This window comes from Chryseobacterium vaccae (assembly GCF_009602705.1).
Lineage (GTDB): Bacteria > Bacteroidota > Bacteroidia > Flavobacteriales > Weeksellaceae > Chryseobacterium > Chryseobacterium vaccae.
Genome location: NZ_VSWH01000001.1, coordinates 4,131,228 through 4,152,919 on the forward strand (window position 1 = coordinate 4,131,228; position 21,692 = coordinate 4,152,919).

Below are 21,692 nucleotides of genomic sequence, written 5' to 3' on the forward strand. Positions count from 1 at the left end.
AAAATTTTTGAATTAAAACCAGTTTTTGTGTTGATTTGTTAATTTTTTAATATGTAAAACGGAATTTAATGTTAAAAAGGATAAAGAAAGGTTTGTTTTTTAGTATTTTAAATAAAAAATCGGACTGTTTAGTCCGATTATGTTGAATTTTAAATATTGTTGGGTTACCATCCGCCGGATGCCCCGCCGCCGCCAAAGCTTCCGCCTCCTCCGAAGCCGCCAAAGCCTCCTCCTCCGCCTGAACTTCCGCCGCCGAAACCGCCTCCTCCGAAGCCTCCGGGGAAAGGAAAGAACCCACCCGGATAATTTCTGCGTCCGCGTCTGGTGATGATCACGTCATCGTCATCATAATTTCCACCGCCACCACCACGTCCGCCTCCTTTGTTTCCGAAGAGAATAGCGATAATGATGAAAATAACAAATGCAATAATGAGTACTTTGAAAGCGCTTCCATTACCGGAAGGTGATGAGGTTTCCGTTGGTTTAAATTTTCCCTCAACAGCTTCCATGATTGCTGAAGTCCCACGGTTGATCCCTTCATACCAGTTCCCCTGTCTGAAATGAGGGGTCACAATATAATCAATGATCTGCCCTGCTACAGAAGCGGTCAAGTATTGTTCTATAGCTCGTCCCTGCTGGATAGCCATGGTTCGGTCTTCAGATGCAATCAGGAAGACAACGCCGTTATCCACCCCTTTTTTTCCGATTCCCCATTTTTCCCCAAACATTGTTGCCAGAAAGTTAATGTCTTCTCCTTTGGTAGATCGAATGATGATCACTTCAATTTCCGTTGAGGTAGAGTCTGCAAATTTAATCAGCTTATTGTTCAGTTCGTTTTTTTCCTGCTGGGTAAGCAGCCCGGCTTCATCCACAACAGGATAAAGAACCGGTGGCTTTGGGGGAATGGTATACTGTGCTGATACAAAAGTGTAAAAGCAGAGCATCATCAATGAAAATACTATTTTAAGAGAACGTAATTTCATTTGGGAGTTGGTTGGGGTTTTCTCCCTGTATGGGAAAATATTTTTTTAGCTCAATACCGGTTTCCAGAATAGCACTTTTCAGCGCTTTGTAATAATTTCCTTTGGCAAATTCAGCGGTGATATAATCATGAAGATGGTCCCAATAGGATTGGTGTACTTTTTCATGAATTCCGATATCCCCAATAATGGCCAGATATTTTTTCTCAAAATTGACATGAAAAAGCACAGCATTCCTGTCAGCAGTTTTATTCATACAGAGTTCTCTGAAAACTTCAAATGCCGTTTTTGCATTTTGGTCTTCCGTATTAGAGTCTATGTGCACTCTGATTTCACCTGTAGAATATTCTTCTGCCGATTTTATCGTTTCCACGAGGGAATTAATCTGCTGATGGGTCAGGAATTTATTCATCTTTGAATACTTCAGGCGCTTTATTAGCTCCGGCTTCTGCCTTGAAATAAGGTTTTTCTTTAAAGTTGGTAAAATTGGCCAGAATGTTATTCGGGAACGTTTTGATGGATGTGTTGTAATCTTTAGCAGCATCGTTATAATATACCGTTTCGGTTCTGATGCTGTTTTCAATCGCTGTATATTCTCTCTGGAAGTTAATGTACTGTTGGTCCGCTTTTAAGTTCGGATAAGATTCCACTACGGCCATCAATCTGCTTAATGCTCCGGATAATTCTCCCTGTGCTGCCTGGAATTTTGCCATATCAGCTTCAGTCATATTCGAAGGGTCAATGTTGATAGAAGTTGCCTTGGAACGGGCTTCCACTACTTTTGTTAAAGTTTCCTGCTCGAATTTAGAGTACGATTTAATGGTTCTTTCCAGATTAGGAATAAGATTGGCTCTTTTCTGGTAAACAGTCTCAATATTAGACCATTTAGCATCTACGTTCTGCTCTTTTCCGACGAAATTGTTGTAGCCGCTTTTTCCCCAGAAGAAAATAACTGCAACAATGATAAGCAGCGCAATACCGATAGTTCCTGCGCTCAGGCAGCCTTTATTTTTCATAGTTTATTTTTTTAATTTTTTGTGCTAATCAAATATACAAATTATGTGCTAATTTTGCAGAAAATTATTAGAATGATAACAATAGTGGTGGCGATAGGAGAAAACCGCGGTATTGGTTCCAACAACCAAATGCTATGGCACCTTCCTAAAGATTTAAAACATTTTAAAAATATCACTTCGGGACATCCTGTAGTGATGGGCAGAAAAACGTATGAAAGTATAGGAAAGCCTCTCCCTGGACGTACTAATATTGTCATTTCAAGAAAGAATGACTGGTTTGAAGAAGGTATTTTAATTGTTGGAAGCATCAAAGAAGCCCTGAAATTTGCTAAAAAAATTGATGAAGAAGTATTTATTATCGGTGGCGGGAATATTTATAAGCAGACTATAGATCTTGCGGATAAGATTGAACTTACTACCGTTAAAGCAACTATTGAGGCTGATACCTTTTTTCCGGAAATGGATGGTAAAGTCTGGGTAAAAACAAATGAAACCTGTCATGAGAAGGATGAGAAAAATCCTTATGATTTCTGTTTCCAGACGTTTGAAAGAATCAAGACTGATGAACTGTAAAAATTCTAAGTTCTAAGTTCTGGGTTCTAACCTCTAAATTCTTTATCTTTGCACTTCTAAAATTGAATAATGAATAAATACATAAAAATTGTAATTGCGGCAGTTCTTATCCTTTTAGGACTTTATATGATGTTCTTTACGAGAAGTTTAGGCTGGGGGATCGTTGTATTCCTTCTTGCTTCACTGCCGATCTTACTTTTCTTTAAAAATGAATATATTCTCCTTGCTTTCTGGCAGCTGAGAAAACAGAATATGGAAAAAGCCGCTGAATGGTTAACTCACATCACAAGTTACCAGGCACAGCTTCATAAGTCCCAATACGGATATTACCACTATCTTTTAGGTCTTACGCAGGCTCAGGCACATCCTACGAAAGTAGAGCCTTTAATGAAAAAAGCCTTGGAATATGGTTTAAATATGAAACATGACCGGGCGATGGCTACCTTAAATCTTGCAGCCGCTGCGATATCCAAAGGAAGAAAGCAGGAAGGCCAGAAACTTCTGGATGAGGCAAAAAGGTTAGACAGCGCAGGAATGATGACAGATCAGATCAAAATGATGAAAGACCAGCTGAAAATGCCTACGATGCAGAAACATATGCACAACCCTAATATGAGACAAAGAGGAAAATTCTTCTAGCAGATATAACAAAAGCACCTAATTTTAGGTGCTTTTTTATTTTGAATAAACTACAGTTACATTTCAGAATTATGATCATAGCCATAAAATTTGGGCATCTGCCATTGATATTTCACAGCAAGTGTTCTGATGGCAACAATCAGTATAATTGTAAAAATCTGTATAAAGGTATAGGATAATGAAGTGAATTTCGTCATCAGGAGAAATGCAGAACCTCCTACAATACAGGCGGTAGCATAAATCTCTTTCCTGAAAATCAGAGGAATCCTGTTCAGAAGAATATCCCGGATAATACCTCCAAAACAACCAGTAATCGTCCCCAGAGCAATACATATTAATGGGTGAATACCCGCATTTAATCCTTTCTGAACCCCGATAATGGTGAAAAGCCCCAGTCCGAAGCTGTCAAAAATGAACAGTGTTACCTTAAAGTTCTTTTCAATGGATTTAAATACCATGGCAAATATCGCGGTGATCAGGATTAGGGCACACATCAACAGATCATGCATCCAGAAAACAGGAATGTCCAGCAGAAGATCTCTTACTGTTCCTCCTCCTACAGAGGTAACGAAGGCAATAATGAGCACCCCAAACGGATCAAGGCGTTTCTGCATGGCAGCAAAACTTCCTGACATCGCAAAAGAAATGGTTCCAAGAACTTCTATGGCAAAATTAAACTGTTCGTGCATATCATGGTGAGTAATGAATGATGAGCAATGGGTAATAAAAATTATGCCATTTCATCCGGTAATCATTCGAATTAACTATTTTATAATCTTTACATTCTGCTTTTAAATGTAAGATTTTCTCCAGATTAAAAAATCTTTATTATATTCCAGATGGTTCTAAAATTACTTATTGCTCATTACCAATCATTTATTTTTCTATCCTCACCGAGTCTGGTACCAGCAGTTCGTATTCTCCGCCGTGATTGATGATCTCCCGGACGATGCTGCTGCTGATGAATGATTTTCCGGAAGAGGTCAAAAGAAAGACCGTTTCCAGTTTTTTGTGAGCCAGTGTTCTGTTGGTATGAGCGATGGCTTTCTCAAATTCAAAATCAGCAGGATTTCTTAATCCTCTGATGATGAACTGGGCGTTTTTTTCAAAACAGTAGTCTACCGTTAATCCTTCAAAATAATCTACTTCCACATTGGGAAATTCAGCGACTGAGTTTTGAATAAATTCCATTCTTTTTTCAAGAGGGAACATATATTTTTTCTGGGAATTCTGCCCGATTGCAATAATTAATTTGTCAAAAAGCGGAGCCGCTCTTTCTATAATATCATAGTGTCCCAGAGTAATAGGATCAAACGATCCGGGGAAAACAGCAATTTTCATATGGTATGAATTATAAATTTTCAGTTGTAAATTATGAATGATACATTTTTATTGTATATCTATAATGTACAACTTCTACTTTCTATTTTTTAAGTAAAGCTTTTTCTACCTCGTTTCCGCAAAGATCCATGATAGAGATTCCGTAATGTCTTGCCTGTTGCGGCAGGATACTGGCAGGAGAGAAGCCCGGATTGGTATTCATTTCAAGCATGTAAGGAATTCCTTCCATCAAAATAAACTCGCTTCTTGAAAATCCGCTCATTCCTAATGAATTGTATGCTCTTTTTGCAATTTCTTCCACTCTCAGACGGGTTGCATCATCAATTCTTGCAGGTGTAATTTCTTCGGAAGCTCCTTCATATTTGGCTTCATAATCAAAGAATTCATTGGTAGGAACAATTTCAGTGATTCCTAAAACAATGGTTTCGCCTTTAAAATCAATAACTCCTACGGAGACTTCCATTCCGTTCAGGAAACTTTCAATCAGGATCTCGTTATCCTCTTTGAACGCAATTTCTGTGGCAGCAATCAGTTCAGATTTTTCTTTTACTTTAGAAATTCCCAGAGAAGATCCGGATTGGTTCGGTTTTACGAAAAGAGGAAGCCCAAGGCTTTCTGTAATCTCATCGATATTGATGTTTTCTCCTTTTCTTAAATAAATGCTTTTGGCAGCCGGAATTCCGTACTTTGACAATACAGCCAGTGTATCTTTTTTATTGAATGTTAGAGCACTCTGATAGAAACCGCAGCCGGTATACTTTTGTCCTATAGCGTCCCAGTAAGCCTGAAGAATTCCGTTTTCGCCCGGTGTACCGTGGATAATGTTAAAACAGACATCAAATTTCAGGGTTTTATGGGTATCTAATGTTACAGAGAAATCGCCCCTGTTGATTTCATATTTTTTATCATTTTCGTCTAAGAAATACCATTCATCTTTAAGGATCACTACTTTATATACATCATATAGATTTCTGTCCAGAGAATCATAGATCAACTGACCGCTTTTTAAAGAAACGACATATTCGTCTGAATAGCCTCCCATGACAACGGCAACACATTTTTTGCTCATAACCATATAGTATCAATTAAGGCAAATTTAAACATTTTATACATTGTAATAAGGGAAATTGGGAAATTTTAGAGACGAAAATGAAATGTGTTAAATAAAAAGCACATTCTAAAATTATTAGCTATATTTGCCGTTATAATTATAGTATTTTTAAGTATGCTTAAATCACTTTTCAATTGGAAAGTTTTGCTGAACTTAGTAGTGGCCATCGGTGTTTTTGTGGGGTTGGTATGGCTTACGTTCCGCTGGCTGGAATACCACACCAATCATGGTCAGGAGATTCCGGTTCCCAATGTTATTAATAAATCGGTATATGACGCTGTTAAAATATTAGAGGATACAGGCCTAGAATATGAAGTAGACAGTGCAGAATATAATCCTAAATTTAAGCCTTTTCAGGTTTTAAAGATGCACCCGCTATCCAGTTCCAGAGTAAAACCGGGATCACTGGTCAGAATTGTAGTGAATCCAAGAACCTGGGCGCCTATTACGGTTCCGGATGTAATTAATAAATATTCAGGATTAGCTTTCCAGAGATTGGATCAGGTAGGACTGAAGATTGGAGATACGATCTATGAGCCAAGTATTCAGAAGGATGCCCTTTTAAGAATATTATATAAAGGAAACGCCGTAAGTCCGGGAGCACGTCTGCCTAGATTCTCTATGATTGATGTTGTAGTAGGATCAGGTCCTATGAGGAATATCTCCATTCCTAGTGTAGTAGGATTATCCGTAAAAGAAGCAAGAGCAATTATTGCAAAAAGTATGTTTGAAGTAGGACTTGTAGAGCATGAAGATGGTGGGAAAGATGAGTCTGATATTATCTACTATCAGGATCCTGCATCGGGTGATGTAAGAGATCAGGGAATGCAGATTGATCTTTGGGCAAGTAAGAAAACTCCTGCTGAGTTGGGAGCTAAAATAAGTCAGCTGAATTCTATCTACCGTATGAAAGTAGATACTTCGCTGCCTCCGGTGCGTTACGAAGAAATTCCTGCTCACCCTACCCCTAGCTATGATCCGCCTGCAGATGTTCCGGCTCCAAGGAAAGAAGCTCCAAAGCCTGAACCTGTGAAGACAGAAACACCGAAAGCGACAGTTCCTGCCAAACCAGCGGGATCTGCAACGGAAAAGCCTAAAACGTCTTCAGCTAATCCATCGGCCGGAAATACAAATAATAAACCGGCAGCCTCTACAACAGGGCAACAACCCGCTCAAAAGCCAAAAGCAAAGAAGATGGTCATAGAATAGTAATAACTTATTATAAAAAATAAGGCTTCAACTGTAAAATGTTGAGGCCTTTTGTGTAAAAAATAAAACAATGGCAGAAGATAACGAAGATTTTTTTGACGAGGAATTACTGGATTCCGGGAATATAGACAGTATTGAAAATATTGATATTGATGAGGAGAATAAAGGGTTGTATGAACATCTGAATATTACAGTAGACAGCAAGCAGGAACCTCTGCGGATCGATAAATTCTTATTACTATACAGACAGAATTCTTCAAGAAACAAAATTTCCCAAACCTGCCGTGCCGGAAATGTAGTGGTAAACGGAACTCCGGTAAAGCAGAATTACCGTGTGAAGCCGGGAGATCAGATTTCGGTACTGCTTGCGCATCCACCGAGGGAGAATGTGATTATTCCGCAGGATATTCCTGTTAATATTATATACGAAGATGATGATCTTGTCGTTGTAGATAAAGAAGCCGGAATGGTAGTACATCCCGGTTTTGGAAACTGGGACGGAACTCTGGTGAATGCGCTGGCTTTCCATTTTGAAAATAACGGGGAGAAATCTGATCTGGACAGGGTGGGACTTGTTCACAGGATTGATAAAGATACTTCCGGATTACTGGTTATTGCCAAAAATGAATATGCTTTAAGCTTTTTGGCTAAACAGTTCTTCAACAGAACTACAAAAAGACTCTACTGGGCTTTTGTCTGGGGAAATCTTCAGGAAGATGAAGGAACAATTAAAGGCCATATCGGAAGACATCCGAAAAACAGAATGCAGATGTCGGTATATGAAGATGGCAGCCAGGGGAAACATGCTGTTACCCATTATAAAGTATTGGAACGTTTCAAGTACATGACCTGGGTGGAATGTAAGCTTGAAACAGGAAGAACGCATCAGATCAGGGCTCATTTCAGGCATATCGGGCATACTTTGTTCAATGATGAGAGATATGAGGGGCATACTCCTTTGCGGGGAGTGAATCTGCCTAAGTATAAGCAGTTTATAAAAAATGTTTTTGATATTCTGCCAAGACATGCACTGCATGCCCATACTTTAGGTTTTATACATCCCACGACAAAGAAGGAATTGTATTTTGAGAGTCCAATGCCAAAAGATATGGCGGATGCTGTAAAAAAATGGAGAAATTATTTGGAAAACTAAAAATATATTGAGAATTTTTTTATATTTGTTGAATTGAAATCAAGATTTGTTATGAGAAAACTATATGCTATCGTATGTTTAGCTCTTTTGTCGAATGCATACAAAGCACAAGAATCACTACCATACTATCAGCAATATCTTTTGGATGGTGAGTTCCTGTTCAACCCAGCTCAATACGGAAAGACAGATTACGTACAGCTCAACGCCAATTATCACAAACAATTTGACAAGTTCAGCGACTCTCCAAACACGCAGTCTATTGGGATTAATGGAAACATTTTCGATAGAGTGGGAGCCGGACTTTCTATTTTCAGAGACAGCAATGGGCCTATCTCTGCAGGTGGTATTACTGCTGGTGCTTCTTATTTTATTCCACTAAGTAGTGAGGGGGAAAGAAAAGACCAGTTCTCTTTCGGTACCAGTGTAAGTTTCTATAACATGAATTTTGACTATACTTCGGTGAACGTTGAAGATGGTTATGATCCACTATTGATAGGAAAGGAAGGAAATATCTTCATGGCTTATGCCAACTTCGGAGCAGCAGCTACCTATAGAAATATTTTTGCAGGTGTTTCCGTGAATGATATTGCTTTAAGTAATGATAAAGCAATCGTAAACGGAATTGAACCTTCACCAATCAAGTTCTTCCTTAATTTAGGATACAACTGGCATTTAGCAGATAATATTTTCCTGACACCGTCAGCTTTGATCAACTTAAATACAAACTCAACAAGAATGATCGATTATAACCTAATGGGTACATTCTTTAATGATATCAACTCTTTCTCTTTCGGGGTAAGCTACAGAACAGTACAAAACAGATTCGACAGCCAGCAGCTTCAGGTTGCACCCGTAGTGAAAGTAAGATTTAATAAATTTATGGTTGGAGCTACTTACAACATCGGGATGTCTGATATTCAGACGTATGGAGGAAACAGCTTCATGATCAGTCTTGGTTATAACTTCGACAACTTTATTAATCATAGAGGATTTAGATATTAATCTGATTTAATTTAAATAAATTTGAGCTCTGAATTTTTTCAGAGCTTTTTTTATGATCTATATTCACGTTCCTTTCTGCAGACAGAAGTGCAGCTACTGCAATTTTCACTTTTCCACATCCCTGAACTTTAAGGATGAGATGATCCGTGCCATGAAAACGGAAATCATGCTCAGGAAAGATGAGCTTCAGGATAAAAATTTAAAATCCTTATATTTTGGAGGAGGAACTCCTTCCATTCTTTCTGCGGATGAAATCGGTTCTCTTATTGATGAAGTGCTCCGATATTTCAGTTTCGACAAAGATATTGAGATCACTCTGGAAGCAAATCCGGACGATCTGGATAAAAACTTTCTGAAACAGCTTTCAAAACTGCCGGTTAATCGTCTTTCCATTGGAACACAGAGTTTCTTTGATGAAGATTTAAAGCTGATGAACCGTGCACACAATGCGTCAGAAGCAGAAGGTTCCATCAAAAGAGCCCAGGATTTCGGCTTTGAAAACCTAAGTATTGATCTGATCTATGGTTCACCAACCTCTAATCTGGAAATCTGGAAAGAAAATTTAAATAAGACCATTGCTCTTGAGGTTCCTCATATTTCATCTTATGCTTTGACGGTAGAACCAAAGACTGCTTTGGAAAGCTGGATCTCAAAAGGAAAAGTGATTAGCCCGAAAGAAGAAGAGCAGAACAGAGAATTTTATTACTTGTCAGATTTCCTGAAAGATAACGGATTTGAACATTATGAAGTCTCTAATTTTGCGAAACCCGGTTTTTATTCCAGACATAATTCCTCCTATTGGAAGTATAAGGAGTATCTGGGAATAGGACCTTCTGCCCATTCCTATAACGGATTTGATGTCAGAAGCTGGAATGTGGCCAACAATCAGCAGTATATCAAAAAACTGAGTAGTAAAAATCTTGCTAAAGAAGAAGAATTGCTTTCACAGGAAGATCAGTTCAATGAAATGATTATGATCGGGCTGAGGACCATCTGGGGAGTAGACCTGGAAAGTCTTAACAGTAAGTTTTCGGATCAAATTCTTGAACAGTTCCGGAATGAAATAAAATCTAAGCTGGAAGAAGGTATTTTAATGACTGAAAATAACCATTTGAAAATTCCTGAGAAACACTGGTTCATGGCAGACGGAATTGCTTCAGATTTGTTTATTGTATAATGGCTGTATATATGCAACTGTGCCATAAAATTCACTATTTTTGTATAAAATTTCAGTTCGTTTGAAAACTAAAAAACAAGATTATTCGCATCTTTCATCCAGCCAGCCGATCGGTATTTTCGATAGTGGGGTGGGAGGTCTTACCGTAGCTAAAGAAATTAAGAGGCTTCTTCCGAATGAGGATCTGATTTATTTTGGAGATACCAAGCACCTTCCTTATGGTGAAAAGTCAAAAGAAGCGATTATAGAATATTCAACCAAGATCACCAATTTTCTGCTTGAGCAGAACTGTAAAGCTATTGTGGTTGCCTGTAATACAGCTACAGCCAATGCTCTGAATGAAGTGCTGCAGTCTGCTGCAGGAAGAGTTCCTGTTATTGACGTCATTAATCCCGTGGCTGAAAAAGTATCTTATGAAATCCATAATAATGTTGGGGTAATCGCTACGAAAGCTACAGTAAACTCAGGCCTGTATAAGAAAAGCATCCGGAAGCATAATAAATGGATCAAAGTAGATGAGCTGGCAACACCGTTATTGGTTCCGGCTATTGAAGAGGGGTTTAAAAACCATCCGATTACGCACGCCATCATTTATAATTATTTAAGCAACAGCAAGCTGAAGAATATAGAAACCCTGATCCTTGGCTGTACTCATTATCCGCTTTTGATTGATGAGATTAAACAATATTACGGAAACCGTGTCCGTGTGATAGATTCTCCGAATATTGTAGCCAATCATTTGAAAATTATTCTGGATAAGTACCATCTTCTGAATGAAAACAATCCAAAACCCAACTATCATTTTTACCTTTCAGATCTCACCAAAAATTTTGAAAAGATCTCTAAGAAGTTTTTCGGGAAAACGATAGACCTGGAGTTGAAAGTATTATAAATAAAAGGCTGTTTCTATAATGAAACAGCCTTTTTTGATGTTCAGACCAGTCATTGGATTTTACAACGCATCCAGAATTACTTTCTCAGCCTTCAGTCTGGATTTTGGATTGAATTTCGGTTGATTGGCATCTGTTTCCTCTTTAACTCCAATAGCTACAGCAAATAAAGTTTCATATTTTCCGTTTTCCAGAATTTCATCATACTGTTCCGGCTCAATTCCTTCCATTGGGGTAGAATCTATTCCCATAGCTGCACAGGCGGAAAGCAATATACCTAATGATAAATAGACCTGGTGAGCCAGCCATGATTTTACAGCAGCTTCACCTTTAGGTTTTACCCGGTTTATGTAATAGTTTACTGCTCCTTCAGGAAGGTTTTCCTCAATCTGCTTTTCAAAGTCTTCAGTCTTTTTTATCACTTGGAAAATAATCAGATGGCTGCAGTCCAACACTTTTTCTTTATTAATGAAAGAAACTTCTGCCAGCTGTTTTTTTAATTCAGGATTGCTGATGAAGATAAAATTCCATGGCTGGCTGTTGATGGATGAAGGGCTCAGGTTCAGAATTTCTTTCAGTTCACTGATTTGTTCTTCACTGATGGCTGCCTGAGGGTTATACTTTTTTACCGTATACCTCGTTTTCATTTTTTCTAAAAAGTTCATAATTTATACTATCATTTTTATAGTTGCAAAATTAATGTAAGTTTGTTACCTTTGCAATAACGGTTAAAAAGGATAGTATAAAAATGTATACAATAGACGATAAAAAATACCCCTGCTGCACAAGCGTGACGATGAGATTTATAGGTGGAAAATGGAAAGCTGTAATCTTATATCACCTGATAGACGGAGTTAAAAGATATAATGAGCTGCGAAAGCTCGTTCCCACCATTACAGAAAGAACGTTGAGCCTTCAGCTAAAGCAAATGGAGGAAGATGATATTATTGAAAGAAAAGTTTATACTGAAAAGCCTCCTTTAATGGTAGAATACAGCCTGACCGATTTCGGAAAGACGCTGCTGCCTGTTCTGCACGCCATTACAAACTGGGGAAAGGGTGCTCCGGAGCTTTCCAAAAAAATAATCAGGAATTAAATTTCCTGATTATCTTCTTTATTCGGTTCAAAAAAACTGAAACTAACGTTTCCGTATTTTCGGGTTTCTTTTAAGTTGGAGTGTTCAAGCTTCATACGGCTTTGATGTTCTACGATCAGAACTCCGTTTTCTTTCAGGAATTTATTGTTGAGGACTAAAGAGATCAGTTCATAATATTTCTTTTCTTCCATTTCGAAGGGAGCATCAGAAAATACAATCTCAAAACTCTTTTTATTTCTGAACTTTTTAAGCCAGTCAAACACATCTCCTCTCTGTACATTGATCTGTAAGGACATATCCAGTTCTGATGCAGTAGAATTGATAAATCCGGTATGTTTCGGGTTCATCTCCACAGAAGTAACATCCTGACATCCTCTGGATGCAAACTCAAACGAGATAGAACCAATCCCTGCAAAAAGATCCAGTACGGAAATGGACTGCATATCATACGTATTTTCCAGAATACTGAATAAAGCTTCCTTAGCGAAATCGGTTGTTGGTCTGACATCAAAATTTTTCGGAGCCGCTATTTTCTTGGCTTTCCACTTGCCGGATATTATTCTGAACATATTTTTTTAGTTGTTAGGTAACAGACATAGGTGGCAGATCACTGAATTTGGGAATTAATCCCTATGATCCGCTTCCTGCAGTCTAATTGAGTATAAAATTCTTATTAGGAACGTTGTCAAAAACAATTTTCAGGTTTTTGACAAATTTCTGAAGTTCGGAGATAAAGGTTTCATTTTCTGTGGTCTCACCATAAGCATAGAAATGGGTCTCATTGATGCCGAAACCTATTTTACTCAAAGTAAACATGATGAAATAAAGAAAATCTACTTCCGAATTGACATCCAGGTTGTTATACAGGATGATTTTTTTATTATCGATAGCAAAAAATTCACATTGGTTATGATATAGATTGATATGAATTTCTTTGCCGGTTTTAATGTTGATAGAATTTAAAAACTTTTCTCCCGAAAAATTAAAATGGACGGGAACCGCAATTTCTTTTATTTTTTTATAAAAGTTTTTCTGAAAAGTATAATAAAACTGTACCCCGAATTTTTTATTAACAGAGAGCATCAGTTCTTCTTTTTCTTTGTTGGTAGGAGCATTGAACGCAATAAGTTCAAATCCTGCCTCATGCTCAGAATATCCTTCCGGCATCAGGGTAAAATGATTCAGAGCCGAAACCACCTGTATTTCATCAAACCTTTGTTTGATAAGTATTTCATCAAGCTTGTCTTCGATTAGATTTTCCGGTGTTTCTTCCGTAACGAAATAAGACTTTTCCTCCAGGACACTCTTGTTTTTGGTGATCTGGCAGATTAATCCGTCTTTGGTAAAAAGTAAATTAAGTACGTTCATATTTCTATTGAATGCAAATTTAGTGAAATTCTATCATAACGGCACCCGATTGATGATGAAGTATTTCTTTATTATAAAAATCGATATCAGTCTGGCTTTCCAGAACATTCCATACCATTCTCTGCAGGGTTCCGTCACCAATACCGTGAACAATTTCAAGTCGCTTCAGATGATGTTTTCTACAGAAACTTAGCACTTCCATCAGTTTTTCCTTTTGGATGAAAAGTCTTTCAAAACTGTCATAATCATTAGGATTCTTCACCAGATTGTGGAAATGAAGATCCAGAACCATATGATTTTTCTGGTGTTTTTTAGAAATAACCTTTTTCAGTTCGGCTTTCTTTTCAACCCTAATATTCTCGTAAAGATCAACATCTTTGGGAACCAGCTTTTCTTTTGGATACTGATGAGTGAATCCGTACTCATCTTTAAAAACCACAATATTTCCATTTACGGAAGTAATAATTCCGCTCAAATCTTCATCTACTACAGAAACTTTGTTCCCGATCTTCATAATTCTTAACGCCTGTTTACTTTTAACCTTTGTTTCCCAGTTCAATAACTTCAAGATCCTTTATTTCTTCACCATCTACTACAAATCTCATCATGGTTCTCACCTTATGCCAGCCCTGTTGTCCGCATGCGCCGGGATTAAGGTGCAAAAGGCTGTTCTTTTCATCATACATTGCCTTTAAAATATGGGAATGTCCGGAAATAAATAATTTAGGGGCTTTCTCAGCAATCTCTTTTTTGGTTAACGGAGTATATTTCCCAGGATATCCACCGATATGAATCATCAGAACCTCAAGATCTTCGCAGAAAAACCTGTTCACTTCAGGAAATTCAGAACGGATCTTTGCGTTATCAATATTTCCGTAAACTCCTTTCAGAGGTTTTATTTTTTCCAGTTGTTCAATAACGTCCATACTTCCGAAGTCGCCGCAATGCCACACTTCATCAGCCTGCTGTGCATATTCTAAGATTCTGTCATCTATATAAGAATGCGAATCGGAAAGGAGAAGGATCTTGGTCATAAAACGCTGGAATTTTTTACAAAGTTAGGAAAGATTTAATTTTTCAATATTTAAAACGAAAAACTTTTATCATCCGTAAAATGGTATCTCTTAATATTTAGTAAATTTGGGAGAAATATATAAAAAAAATGAAGCAGAAATTTTCTTTTTTCCTTCTTCTTTTGGCGGTGGGATTTTCCAATGCCCAGGTGGAAGAAAAAAAACTGGATGAACTGATCCAGAATACTCTGAAAACCTTCGATGTTCCCGGAATGTCTGTAGGAATTGTAAAAGATGGAAAAGTGATCTATTCTAAAGGTTTTGGGCAGCGCTCTTTAACTACAAAACAGCCGATGGATGACAATACACTGGTAGGTATTGCTTCCAACTCCAAAGGGTTCACCTGTACCGCTCTGGCCATCTTAGCAGATGAAGGAAAACTGAATTGGGACGATAAAGTTTCAAAATATATCCCTGAGTTTCAAATGTACGATCCGTATGTTTCCCAAAATGTAACGGTAAAAGATCTTGTAACCCACAGAGCCGGATTAGGATTAGGACAGGGTGATCTGATGTTTTTCCCGGAAGGTGGAAGCATGACCGTGAATGATATTGTACACAACGTACGTTATTTGAAGCCTGAAAACCCTTTTAGAACAACGCTGGACTATAATAATATTATGTTTATCATTGCCGGAGAAGTTATTCACAGGATCTCCGGTTTAAGCTGGGCAGAATTTATTGAACAGAAAATCATGAAGCCGGTAGGGATGACCTCCAGCTATGGCAGCTATAACAAAGCAAAAGCAGTATCCAATAAAATTGATGCCCATGCTCCTGTAGATGGTAAAGCAGTAGCCGTTCCGCATGACTGGAATGAGACCGCTAATGCAGCAGGCGGAATTATGAGCAATATTAAAGATATGACTACCTGGGCAGATTGTCTTTTAAATAATTTCACTACTAAAGACGGCAAAAAACTGGTTTCAGATAAAAATGTACAGCAGTTGTGGAGCCTTCAGATTCCGGATAGAGTAGCGATGAAAAATCCTTATGACACCAGTTTCTATGGATATGGATTGGGATGGTTCTTAAGTGATGTGAAAGGACATAAACAGATACAGCATACCGGCGGATTAATAGGAACTGTTACCCAGTTCACCCTTATTCCGGATCTGAAATTGGGAATTGTAGTATTGACTAATCAACAGTCGGGAGCGGCTTTCAATACCATCACCAATACCGTAAAAGATTCTTATCTGGGAATTGCAGACAGAAACTGGCTGAAAACTTACGGAGAGAGAATGGCAAAAGTGAATGCTGAATATGAGAAGCAGAAAAAAGAAGCTTTTGCAAAATCTGAAGCTTTCAAAAAAGATAAAAACCTGCAGCCTAAAGCCGAACAGTTTGTAGGAAAGTATAATGACGAATGGTTTGGAGATGTGGAAATTTCACAACAGGGAAGTACCTACAGAATTATCTGTAAAAATTCACCAAGACTGAAGGGAGAATTGCTGCCTTATTCCAATAATACATTTATCATCAAATGGGACGACAGAAGCTACGATGCCGATGCCTATATTATTTTCGCCTATGATGAGAACGGTAAGGCAGAATCTGCAAAACTAAAGGCAATTTCAGATATCACAGATTTCAGCTTTGATTTTGATGACCTGAATCTGAAAAGAAAATAACAGAAGAGATTATTAAATTAACCTCAGTTCGGGATAAGAATATCTGATAAATGCAGGTTTGAAGCTGGATGATGGAAGAGGGAAGTTATGAAAGTCATTAAGAGCAAATATTGATTTGTTTTAATTTTCTGGAGGCTTTCAAACTCCTTGGCCCGAACTCACGTTAAATTATTCAATAGAAACGGGCTTAGGCCCGTTTTGTTTTTTTATATTATTTCAACACATTTAAATCTGCTTCAGTACGGGAAAGTTCAGTATTCAAATGTTGTTTTTCAAAGAATTGTTTCAGCTGGCTGAGGCGCTTTTTAGGATCGTAATGAATACTTGAGTTCAGTTTTTGCTGACAAAGCGAGCAGGCTCTTGCAAAATGAAAATCCGCCTCAGAAAGTGAATTGGTTCCGTTCATCACACAATTGGCATTAAGGCAGTGGCTGATGCCGAACATATGTCCGATTTCGTGGGAACTTATTTTTATTAGCCTAAGAAGACTTTCATTAAAATTAGATTCTGTTAAGTTACCATTAGCAAATCTGTACAGGGAAGTTACACCTACACCGTCTTCATAAGAAGCAAATCCGAAAACATAATTCCATTCCGGTCTGGGATACAGATCTCTTTCTGTAATTCCCATGAGTACCACACCATCTTTGGGCTTCCGTTTAATCAGAATATTGTCCAGAACATAGCTCGCCAATACCTGCTCATGTCCTTCCCTGGATATTCTTTTAGCCGTTTTGTCAATAATTGAATTAGGTAAAGCAGGAAGAATTTTTGTTTCCAGTTGGTAATAAGCATTTAAATATTCCTTAGTGAGCTGGATCTCCTTTTGCTGCAACGCATTGAAATTTCCTACAGGCTGTAGATAAATGATGTTTTTTCCGGGCTCAGGTTTTATTTTTTTTGACTTCTGAAAGTCTTCAAATTGCTGAAATTTTTCATCGTGGCTGTACCTCCAGCTTCCCGGTTGGGGATCAGAAAGTTTTACATCATTGATGGCGATTGTTTCCAGATAAGACTTTTCCTTCTTCTGGCAGGAGAAAAGGAAAATAAAAATAACTGCATAAAAAATACTATTATATTTTACCTGGTTCATAAAAGAACAGCAGCTTCTTTTTGGCTCCGTCAAATTCAGACCACGAATTGCAGTCGATCTCAAAGCCTGCTACCCCGCAGGTGGGAAAGTGAAAAATATCTTCCGAAATAGAATTGGCAAAGTTTGAAATACCATTGTTATGAGAGAACAGGGCTACAGAATTTATATGGTCATCCAGCTCGTAGATCACAGATTCAAAATTTCTTTCCGAGGGATTATACAGTTTATCTGCTGTTGACATATTCAGCTGATAGGTCTGGTTAAAGATCCTGCAGGTATTCAGTGCACGGACCGCCGGGCTGGATACCAGATAATCGATAGAAATATTCTTGTTTTTCATGAATCTGGACATGTTCATAGCGTCCTGCAATCCCTTATCTGCCAGGGGTCTGTCAAAATCTTCCGTTTCTTCCGGCCAGTCGCTTTTTGCATGTCTCACGAGGATGAGTTTCTTCATACTTTCGTTTTTTGGAAGATTAAAATTATAAAAAAAATAATGGAATAAAACATGATTTTTATAAAAAAACTGCGTTATGAATAAAATCAGTAAATTTTACTAAATTTGCAGACTTATGGGACAGATCCTTGCAATAGACTATGGAAAAGTGCGCTGCGGTATTGCCGTAACAGATGATATGCAGATTATTGCGAGCAGCCTGGATACCATTCAGACACCACTTCTGATGGAGTTTTTGAAGAAGTATTTCAGTGAAAACAAAGTGGATGAAGCAGTCGTAGGACTGCCTACAGATCTGAAGGGTAATATTTCTGAAGTGGAGACGGATATTTTGAAATTCATTGGAGTGTTTCAGCAGGAATTTCCGGATATCAGGGTTCACCGTTTCGATGAAAGATTTACCTCGAAGATGGCTTCCTTTTTTATTTCCCAGAGCGGAAAAAATAAAAAAAAGAGGCAGGAAAAAGGATTAATAGATAAAGTAAGTGCAACTATCATATTGCAGAATTTTTTAGAACAAAGAACAAGATGATTTTACCGATAAGAGCTTTTGGGGATCCTGTTTTGAGAAAAATGGGAAAAGACATAGATAAAGACTATCCCGGATTACAGGAATTGATAGACAATATGTTTGAGACGATGTACAGTGCAAACGGTATCGGATTGGCTGCACCTCAGATCGGGCTGGATATCCGTATGTTTGTGATTGACGTAACTCCGCTGGCGGAAGACGAAGATTATGAAGATATTAAAGACGAATTAGCAGAATTCAAAAAAGTTTTCATCAATGCACAAATTCTTGAAGAATCAGGCGAAGAATGGAAGTTCAACGAAGGATGTCTTTCTATTCCGGATGTAAGGGAAGATGTAAAAAGAAAGGGAACCATCGTTATTGAATATTATGACGAAAATTTTGTGAAACATACAGAAACTTTTTCCGATATTAGAGCCCGCGTAATTCAGCATGAATATGACCACATCGAAGGGATTCTGTTTACCGATCATTTGAGTGCGTTGAAAAAAAAGCTGGTAAAAGGCAAACTGACGAAAATCTCTCAGGGGGATGTAAGCATCAACTATAAAATGAGATTTCCAAAATAAGGATAAACAAGGATAAAAAGAAAAAATAATACAGAGCAAAAAGCCCCGAGCTGATTGCAGAATTTACAAACAATATAATTATGCTGTTAGAAAAAATAATTTCAATTTCAGGAAAGCCAGGACTTTACAAATTAGTTTCTCAATTAAGAAACGGGTTTATTATTGAAGACGTTACGACCAAGAAAAAAGTAAGCATCGGAAACTCAAGCCAGGTAAGCTTATTAGATAATATCGCAATGTTTACAGTGGATAAAGAAGTTCCTTTGTTCGAAGTTTTTGAAAATATTGCTAAAAATCAAGATTACAAAGAAACAATCTCTCACAAATCTTCAGATGCTGATCTGAAAGAATTTATGACGGCTTCTCTTCCTAATTATGATACGGAAAGAGTATATGCTTCTGATATCAAAAAATTGGCTCAATGGTATAATATCCTTCATAAAGCAGGATATATTACTCCGGAAAGCTTCGTAAAAGCAGAATCTGAAACTTTAGAACCTGCACAGGAAGAAGTAAGCATTGACAAAGATGCTCCTAAAAAAGCAGCTCCAAAAGCAGAAAAACCTGCCGCTCCGAAAGTAAAAGCTACTTCAGCAGCAAAAGCAGCTCCAAAAAGTACACACAGAAAGCAAGGATAATTAATCCTTAATTGTAAAATACAAAGCCCCGTCAATCCCGATGGGGCTTTTTTGTTGAAATTTATTCGCTCGCAGATGGGGTCTATAGCGCAGATTTTTTGATATATTTTGTTAGGTTTGCACAAAGACGCTATTTTTTTACCAGCTTTATGGATATAAGACGCCAGATTTTATCTCCGATAAAATTTCATACTGTGAAACTTGCTGAAAATCTCCGATTTTCTTGCGCCTTAAAGCAGCATAATCAAAATCTTGCGACCTTGCGTTTTCCAACCAAAGATTGCTGTTATGTTTCGGATTCATTCAATTTTAAAAATAAGGTTTGCCGGGGAGCCCAAATAACCCTTACCTTTGTATAACATTGAACGTTCAACAAGTTATGAATACCAGACAGGAAAAATTAGAAGCCTTCGGAAGATTGCTGGATATTATGGATGATCTCCGGGAAAAATGCCCATGGGACCAAAAACAGACCCTGCAGTCTTTACGTCATCTGACATTGGAGGAAACGTATGAACTTTCAGATGCCATTCTTCAGGAAGATCTTCAGGAGATAAAAAAAGAATTGGGTGATGTACTTCTTCATCTTGTTTTTTATGCTAAAATAGGTTCTGAAAAAGAAAGTTTTGATATAGCAGATGTAATCAATTCCCTGAATGAGAAACTCATCTTCAGGCATCCGCATATTTATGGGGGTACTGAAGTAAAGGATGAAGAAGAAGTGAAGCAGAACTGGGAAAAACTGAAACTGAAAGAAGGCAATAAATCTATATTAGGTGGTGTTCCGAAAAGCCTTCCAAGCATGGTAAAAGCCTACAGAATACAGGACAAGGTAAAAGGGATTGGATTTGAATTCCATGATGCGGAGGATGCCTGGAAAAAAGTGGATGAAGAAATACAGGAATTCCATGAAGAAACTGATCCTGAGAAGAAGGAACAGGAACTTGGGGATGTATTTTTCTCATTGATTAACTACGCAAGAATCTCTGGGATCAACCCGGATTCAGCGTTGGAAAGGACTAATTTGAAATTCATTTCGAGATTTCAGAAAATGGAAGGACTTGCTGAGGAGGACGGCCTGAAACTTGCAGATCTGTCACTCGAAGAAATGGATGTCTTTTGGGAAAAGGCTAAACGTTTGCCTTAGCAAAGAATTTTTTCAGCATCAATAGATAATTAATAACTTAGATTAAAAATAAATATGTTACGGACACTCATATTTTCAGCCTGCATTTTGTGGAGCTGTAATCCCAAGGCTCAGGATACCCCTAAAAATGATGAATTAAAAGTGGAGTTTTCTCTGCCCAAAAAGCTAAAGGAAGTTTCCGGAATAGCATTATCCAAAGATAAAAAAACGATCTGGGCTATTGAAGACCAGGGGAATAAGAATAGGGTGTATGGCCTGGATATGAAGGGGCAGCAAATTGCTGATGTTTTGGTAGAAAATGCAGAAAACAGAGACTGGGAAGATATAACAGCCGATACACAGGGAAATATCTATATTGGTGATTTCGGAAATAACGACAACAACAGACAGGATCTTGCCATTCTGAAGATAGGCCTTCAGAATATAGAGCAGAAAACAGCTAAAGTAGTGGAGACTATTAAGTTTCATTATGAGGGACAGACCGAGTTTCCTCCTAAAAAATCGAACTGGCTGTACGACTGCGAAGCTTTTGTTGAGATGAACGGTAGTTTTTATCTGTTTACGAAAAACAGAAGCAAAGGTTTTGACGGAACATTTCTGGTATTCCAGGTTCCTAACAGGGAAGGAGATTTCGAGGCTAAGCTAATAGGGAAACTGAAGCTTGATGGAAAATACAGTGATGCTGCTATCACATCTGCTGCCATTAACAGTACAAAAGATAAAATTGTTTTGCTGACCCATAAGAATATTCATGTTCTTTCCGGATTTAAAGCGGATGATTTCAGTACAGCAAAGATTGAAAAAATATCTTTAAATCATAATTCCCAGAAGGAAGCCGTTGTGTTTCTTGATGACAAAACCCTGCTGATTGCTGACGAAAAAGATAAGCAGACAGGCGGAAACGTGTACCAATTTTCTTTTTAGATAAACGACAGATCTAAGCTTTATATAACTTAAACTAAAAACCTTCAGTTGAAAGCTGAAGGTTTTTTGA

Annotated in this window: 27 protein-coding genes; 14 read left to right on the forward strand and 13 right to left on the reverse strand. The window is 37.8% G+C overall.

Annotation, left to right across the window (positions count from 1 at the left end; translation table 11 throughout):
- Nucleotides 1-164 precede the first annotated feature (164 nt).
- Genes FW768_RS18805 through FW768_RS18815 form a run of 3 tightly spaced genes read right to left on the reverse strand, consistent with a single transcriptional unit; the run spans nt 165 to nt 1,996 of the window.
- A complete protein-coding gene (locus FW768_RS18805; RefSeq protein WP_153398014.1) occupies nt 165-983 on the reverse strand; it encodes a TPM domain-containing protein in 819 nt (272 codons plus the stop codon).
- Nucleotides 964-1,392, reverse strand: a complete 429-nt coding sequence (locus FW768_RS18810) for a TPM domain-containing protein (RefSeq protein ID WP_153398016.1) — start codon at nt 1,390-1,392, stop codon at nt 964-966. Before FW768_RS18810 ends, FW768_RS18805 begins: the two co-directional genes overlap by 20 nt.
- The gene (locus FW768_RS18815) at nt 1,385-1,996 is read right to left on the reverse strand and encodes a LemA family protein (RefSeq protein WP_153398018.1); all 612 of its coding nucleotides are present in this window, start codon (nt 1,994-1,996) and stop codon (nt 1,385-1,387) included. The genes FW768_RS18810 and FW768_RS18815 overlap by 8 nt, the downstream gene beginning before the upstream one ends.
- 72 nt (nt 1,997-2,068) lie before the next feature.
- On the opposite strand from FW768_RS18815, the gene FW768_RS18820 reads away from it, so the two are divergent.
- Nucleotides 2,069-2,569 carry a dihydrofolate reductase gene (locus tag FW768_RS18820; RefSeq protein WP_153398020.1) on the forward strand — a complete coding sequence of 167 codons (501 nt, stop codon included), beginning with the start codon at nt 2,069-2,071 and terminating at the stop codon, nt 2,567-2,569.
- Nucleotides 2,570-2,638: 69 nt separating this feature from the next.
- On the forward strand, nt 2,639-3,208 hold the full coding sequence (locus FW768_RS18825; protein ID WP_153398022.1) for a DUF2892 domain-containing protein: 570 nt from the start codon (nt 2,639-2,641) through the stop codon (nt 3,206-3,208).
- Nucleotides 3,209-3,264: 56 nt separating this feature from the next.
- On the opposite strand, the gene FW768_RS18830 is transcribed toward FW768_RS18825, so the two are convergent.
- The 3 genes from FW768_RS18830 to FW768_RS18840 form a co-directional block, all read right to left on the reverse strand.
- Complete coding sequence (locus tag FW768_RS18830; protein ID WP_153398024.1) at nt 3,265-3,897, reverse strand: trimeric intracellular cation channel family protein; 633 nt, start codon at nt 3,895-3,897, stop codon at nt 3,265-3,267.
- Nucleotides 3,898-4,084: 187 nt separating this feature from the next.
- Nucleotides 4,085-4,549 carry a pantetheine-phosphate adenylyltransferase gene (coaD, locus tag FW768_RS18835; RefSeq protein WP_153398026.1) on the reverse strand — a complete coding sequence of 155 codons (465 nt, stop codon included), beginning with the start codon at nt 4,547-4,549 and terminating at the stop codon, nt 4,085-4,087.
- 82 nt (nt 4,550-4,631) lie between these two features.
- Complete coding sequence (locus tag FW768_RS18840) at nt 4,632-5,618, reverse strand: D-alanine--D-alanine ligase (RefSeq protein ID WP_153398028.1); 987 nt, start codon at nt 5,616-5,618, stop codon at nt 4,632-4,634.
- Between the two features lie 156 nt (nt 5,619-5,774).
- On the opposite strand from FW768_RS18840, the gene FW768_RS18845 reads away from it, so the two are divergent.
- The 5 genes from FW768_RS18845 to murI all read left to right on the forward strand — a co-directional run bounded on the left by FW768_RS18845 (nt 5,775) and on the right by murI (nt 11,093).
- Nucleotides 5,775-6,869, forward strand: coding sequence for a PASTA domain-containing protein (locus tag FW768_RS18845; RefSeq protein ID WP_153398030.1), 1,095 nt, complete (start codon nt 5,775-5,777; stop codon nt 6,867-6,869).
- Nucleotides 6,870-6,939: 70 nt separating this feature from the next.
- Complete coding sequence (locus tag FW768_RS18850) at nt 6,940-8,022, forward strand: RluA family pseudouridine synthase (protein WP_185152006.1); 1,083 nt, start codon at nt 6,940-6,942, stop codon at nt 8,020-8,022.
- Between the two features lie 51 nt (nt 8,023-8,073).
- A complete protein-coding gene (locus tag FW768_RS18855) occupies nt 8,074-9,024 on the forward strand; it encodes a PorP/SprF family type IX secretion system membrane protein (protein WP_153398032.1) in 951 nt (316 codons plus the stop codon).
- Nucleotides 9,025-9,076: 52 nt separating this feature from the next.
- Nucleotides 9,077-10,201 (forward strand): radical SAM family heme chaperone HemW, encoded by a 1,125-nt coding sequence (hemW, locus tag FW768_RS18860; RefSeq protein WP_153398033.1) that lies wholly within the window; start codon nt 9,077-9,079, stop codon nt 10,199-10,201.
- 61 nt (nt 10,202-10,262) lie between these two features.
- Nucleotides 10,263-11,093, forward strand: coding sequence for a glutamate racemase (gene murI, locus FW768_RS18865; RefSeq protein ID WP_153398035.1), 831 nt, complete (start codon nt 10,263-10,265; stop codon nt 11,091-11,093).
- A 60-nt stretch (nt 11,094-11,153) separates the two neighbouring features.
- Here the strand turns inward: murI and FW768_RS18870 are convergent, their stop codons facing one another.
- A complete protein-coding gene (locus FW768_RS18870) occupies nt 11,154-11,756 on the reverse strand; it encodes a nitroreductase family protein (RefSeq protein ID WP_153398037.1) in 603 nt (200 codons plus the stop codon).
- Nucleotides 11,757-11,839: 83 nt separating this feature from the next.
- On the opposite strand from FW768_RS18870, the gene FW768_RS18875 reads away from it, so the two are divergent.
- Nucleotides 11,840-12,187, forward strand: coding sequence for a winged helix-turn-helix transcriptional regulator (locus FW768_RS18875; protein ID WP_153398039.1), 348 nt, complete (start codon nt 11,840-11,842; stop codon nt 12,185-12,187).
- Here the strand turns inward: FW768_RS18875 and rsmD are convergent.
- The 4 genes from rsmD to FW768_RS18895 form a co-directional block, all read right to left on the reverse strand.
- On the reverse strand, nt 12,184-12,756 hold the full coding sequence (rsmD, locus tag FW768_RS18880) for a 16S rRNA (guanine(966)-N(2))-methyltransferase RsmD (RefSeq protein ID WP_153398041.1): 573 nt from the start codon (nt 12,754-12,756) through the stop codon (nt 12,184-12,186). The two genes, FW768_RS18875 and rsmD, sit on opposite strands and share 4 nt — an antisense overlap.
- A gap of 82 nt (nt 12,757-12,838) precedes the next feature.
- On the reverse strand, nt 12,839-13,555 hold the full coding sequence (locus tag FW768_RS18885; protein ID WP_153398043.1) for a DUF3822 family protein: 717 nt from the start codon (nt 13,553-13,555) through the stop codon (nt 12,839-12,841).
- Between the two features lie 19 nt (nt 13,556-13,574).
- The gene (locus FW768_RS18890) at nt 13,575-14,069 is read right to left on the reverse strand and encodes a Smr/MutS family protein (RefSeq protein ID WP_153398045.1); all 495 of its coding nucleotides are present in this window, start codon (nt 14,067-14,069) and stop codon (nt 13,575-13,577) included.
- A 22-nt stretch (nt 14,070-14,091) separates the two neighbouring features.
- Entirely contained in the window at nt 14,092-14,589 is a 498-nt protein-coding gene (locus tag FW768_RS18895) for a metallophosphoesterase family protein (protein WP_153398047.1), read from the reverse strand.
- 128 nt (nt 14,590-14,717) lie between these two features.
- Between FW768_RS18895 and FW768_RS18900 the strand changes: the two genes are divergently transcribed.
- Nucleotides 14,718-16,262 (forward strand): serine hydrolase, encoded by a 1,545-nt coding sequence (locus FW768_RS18900; protein ID WP_153398049.1) that lies wholly within the window; start codon nt 14,718-14,720, stop codon nt 16,260-16,262.
- 211 nt (nt 16,263-16,473) lie between these two features.
- Here FW768_RS18900 and FW768_RS18905 read toward each other — a convergent pair whose 3' ends face one another.
- Nucleotides 16,474-17,355, reverse strand: coding sequence for an archaemetzincin (locus FW768_RS18905; RefSeq protein ID WP_153398051.1), 882 nt, complete (start codon nt 17,353-17,355; stop codon nt 16,474-16,476).
- Nucleotides 17,336-17,812, reverse strand: coding sequence for a SixA phosphatase family protein (locus FW768_RS18910; protein ID WP_153398053.1), 477 nt, complete (start codon nt 17,810-17,812; stop codon nt 17,336-17,338). Before FW768_RS18910 ends, FW768_RS18905 begins: the two co-directional genes overlap by 20 nt.
- Before the next feature lie 115 nt (nt 17,813-17,927).
- Between FW768_RS18910 and ruvX the strand changes: the two genes are divergently transcribed.
- The 5 genes from ruvX to FW768_RS18935 all read left to right on the forward strand — a co-directional run bounded on the left by ruvX (nt 17,928) and on the right by FW768_RS18935 (nt 21,622).
- Nucleotides 17,928-18,344 carry a Holliday junction resolvase RuvX gene (gene ruvX, locus FW768_RS18915; protein WP_153398055.1) on the forward strand — a complete coding sequence of 139 codons (417 nt, stop codon included), beginning with the start codon at nt 17,928-17,930 and terminating at the stop codon, nt 18,342-18,344.
- Complete coding sequence (def, locus tag FW768_RS18920) at nt 18,341-18,913, forward strand: peptide deformylase (RefSeq protein ID WP_153398057.1); 573 nt, start codon at nt 18,341-18,343, stop codon at nt 18,911-18,913. The genes ruvX and def overlap by 4 nt, the downstream gene beginning before the upstream one ends.
- Before the next feature lie 80 nt (nt 18,914-18,993).
- Nucleotides 18,994-19,551 (forward strand): DUF5606 family protein, encoded by a 558-nt coding sequence (locus tag FW768_RS18925; RefSeq protein WP_153398059.1) that lies wholly within the window; start codon nt 18,994-18,996, stop codon nt 19,549-19,551.
- 379 nt (nt 19,552-19,930) lie between these two features.
- Nucleotides 19,931-20,698 (forward strand): nucleoside triphosphate pyrophosphohydrolase, encoded by a 768-nt coding sequence (mazG, locus tag FW768_RS18930; RefSeq protein ID WP_153398061.1) that lies wholly within the window; start codon nt 19,931-19,933, stop codon nt 20,696-20,698.
- A 54-nt stretch (nt 20,699-20,752) separates the two neighbouring features.
- The gene (locus FW768_RS18935) at nt 20,753-21,622 is read left to right on the forward strand and encodes an NHL repeat-containing protein (protein WP_153398063.1); all 870 of its coding nucleotides are present in this window, start codon (nt 20,753-20,755) and stop codon (nt 21,620-21,622) included.
- Nucleotides 21,623-21,692: the final 70 nt, after the last annotated feature.

Excerpts from the sequence above, each read along its gene's own strand:
- FW768_RS18845 (WP_153398030.1), top strand. The coding sequence starts at position 5,775 with ATGCTTAAATCACTTTTCAATTGGAAAGTTTTGCTGAACTTAGTAGTG.
- ruvX (WP_153398055.1), top strand. The coding sequence starts at position 17,928 with ATGGGACAGATCCTTGCAATAGACTATGGAAAAGTGCGCTGCGGTATT.
- FW768_RS18805 (WP_153398014.1), bottom strand. The coding sequence starts at position 983 with ATGAAATTACGTTCTCTTAAAATAGTATTTTCATTGATGATGCTCTGC.
- hemW (WP_153398033.1), top strand. The coding sequence starts at position 9,077 with ATGATCTATATTCACGTTCCTTTCTGCAGACAGAAGTGCAGCTACTGC.
- FW768_RS18815 (WP_153398018.1), bottom strand. The coding sequence starts at position 1,996 with ATGAAAAATAAAGGCTGCCTGAGCGCAGGAACTATCGGTATTGCGCTG.
- FW768_RS18910 (WP_153398053.1), bottom strand. The coding sequence starts at position 17,812 with ATGAAGAAACTCATCCTCGTGAGACATGCAAAAAGCGACTGGCCGGAA.
- FW768_RS18870 (WP_153398037.1), bottom strand. The coding sequence starts at position 11,756 with ATGAACTTTTTAGAAAAAATGAAAACGAGGTATACGGTAAAAAAGTAT.
- FW768_RS18925 (WP_153398059.1), top strand. The coding sequence starts at position 18,994 with ATGCTGTTAGAAAAAATAATTTCAATTTCAGGAAAGCCAGGACTTTAC.
- FW768_RS18810 (WP_153398016.1), bottom strand. The coding sequence starts at position 1,392 with ATGAATAAATTCCTGACCCATCAGCAGATTAATTCCCTCGTGGAAACG.
- FW768_RS18830 (WP_153398024.1), bottom strand. The coding sequence starts at position 3,897 with ATGCACGAACAGTTTAATTTTGCCATAGAAGTTCTTGGAACCATTTCT.
- FW768_RS18895 (WP_153398047.1), bottom strand. The coding sequence starts at position 14,589 with ATGACCAAGATCCTTCTCCTTTCCGATTCGCATTCTTATATAGATGAC.
- FW768_RS18855 (WP_153398032.1), top strand. The coding sequence starts at position 8,074 with ATGAGAAAACTATATGCTATCGTATGTTTAGCTCTTTTGTCGAATGCA.
- FW768_RS18820 (WP_153398020.1), top strand. The coding sequence starts at position 2,069 with ATGATAACAATAGTGGTGGCGATAGGAGAAAACCGCGGTATTGGTTCC.
- rsmD (WP_153398041.1), bottom strand. The coding sequence starts at position 12,756 with ATGTTCAGAATAATATCCGGCAAGTGGAAAGCCAAGAAAATAGCGGCT.
- FW768_RS18825 (WP_153398022.1), top strand. The coding sequence starts at position 2,639 with ATGAATAAATACATAAAAATTGTAATTGCGGCAGTTCTTATCCTTTTA.
- FW768_RS18840 (WP_153398028.1), bottom strand. The coding sequence starts at position 5,618 with ATGAGCAAAAAATGTGTTGCCGTTGTCATGGGAGGCTATTCAGACGAA.
- mazG (WP_153398061.1), top strand. The coding sequence starts at position 19,931 with ATGAATACCAGACAGGAAAAATTAGAAGCCTTCGGAAGATTGCTGGAT.
- def (WP_153398057.1), top strand. The coding sequence starts at position 18,341 with ATGATTTTACCGATAAGAGCTTTTGGGGATCCTGTTTTGAGAAAAATG.
- coaD (WP_153398026.1), bottom strand. The coding sequence starts at position 4,549 with ATGAAAATTGCTGTTTTCCCCGGATCGTTTGATCCTATTACTCTGGGA.
- FW768_RS18875 (WP_153398039.1), top strand. The coding sequence starts at position 11,840 with ATGTATACAATAGACGATAAAAAATACCCCTGCTGCACAAGCGTGACG.
- FW768_RS18885 (WP_153398043.1), bottom strand. The coding sequence starts at position 13,555 with ATGAACGTACTTAATTTACTTTTTACCAAAGACGGATTAATCTGCCAG.
- FW768_RS18935 (WP_153398063.1), top strand. The coding sequence starts at position 20,753 with ATGTTACGGACACTCATATTTTCAGCCTGCATTTTGTGGAGCTGTAAT.
- FW768_RS18900 (WP_153398049.1), top strand. The coding sequence starts at position 14,718 with ATGAAGCAGAAATTTTCTTTTTTCCTTCTTCTTTTGGCGGTGGGATTT.
- FW768_RS18850 (WP_185152006.1), top strand. The coding sequence starts at position 6,940 with ATGGCAGAAGATAACGAAGATTTTTTTGACGAGGAATTACTGGATTCC.
- FW768_RS18890 (WP_153398045.1), bottom strand. The coding sequence starts at position 14,069 with ATGAAGATCGGGAACAAAGTTTCTGTAGTAGATGAAGATTTGAGCGGA.
- FW768_RS18905 (WP_153398051.1), bottom strand. The coding sequence starts at position 17,355 with ATGAACCAGGTAAAATATAATAGTATTTTTTATGCAGTTATTTTTATT.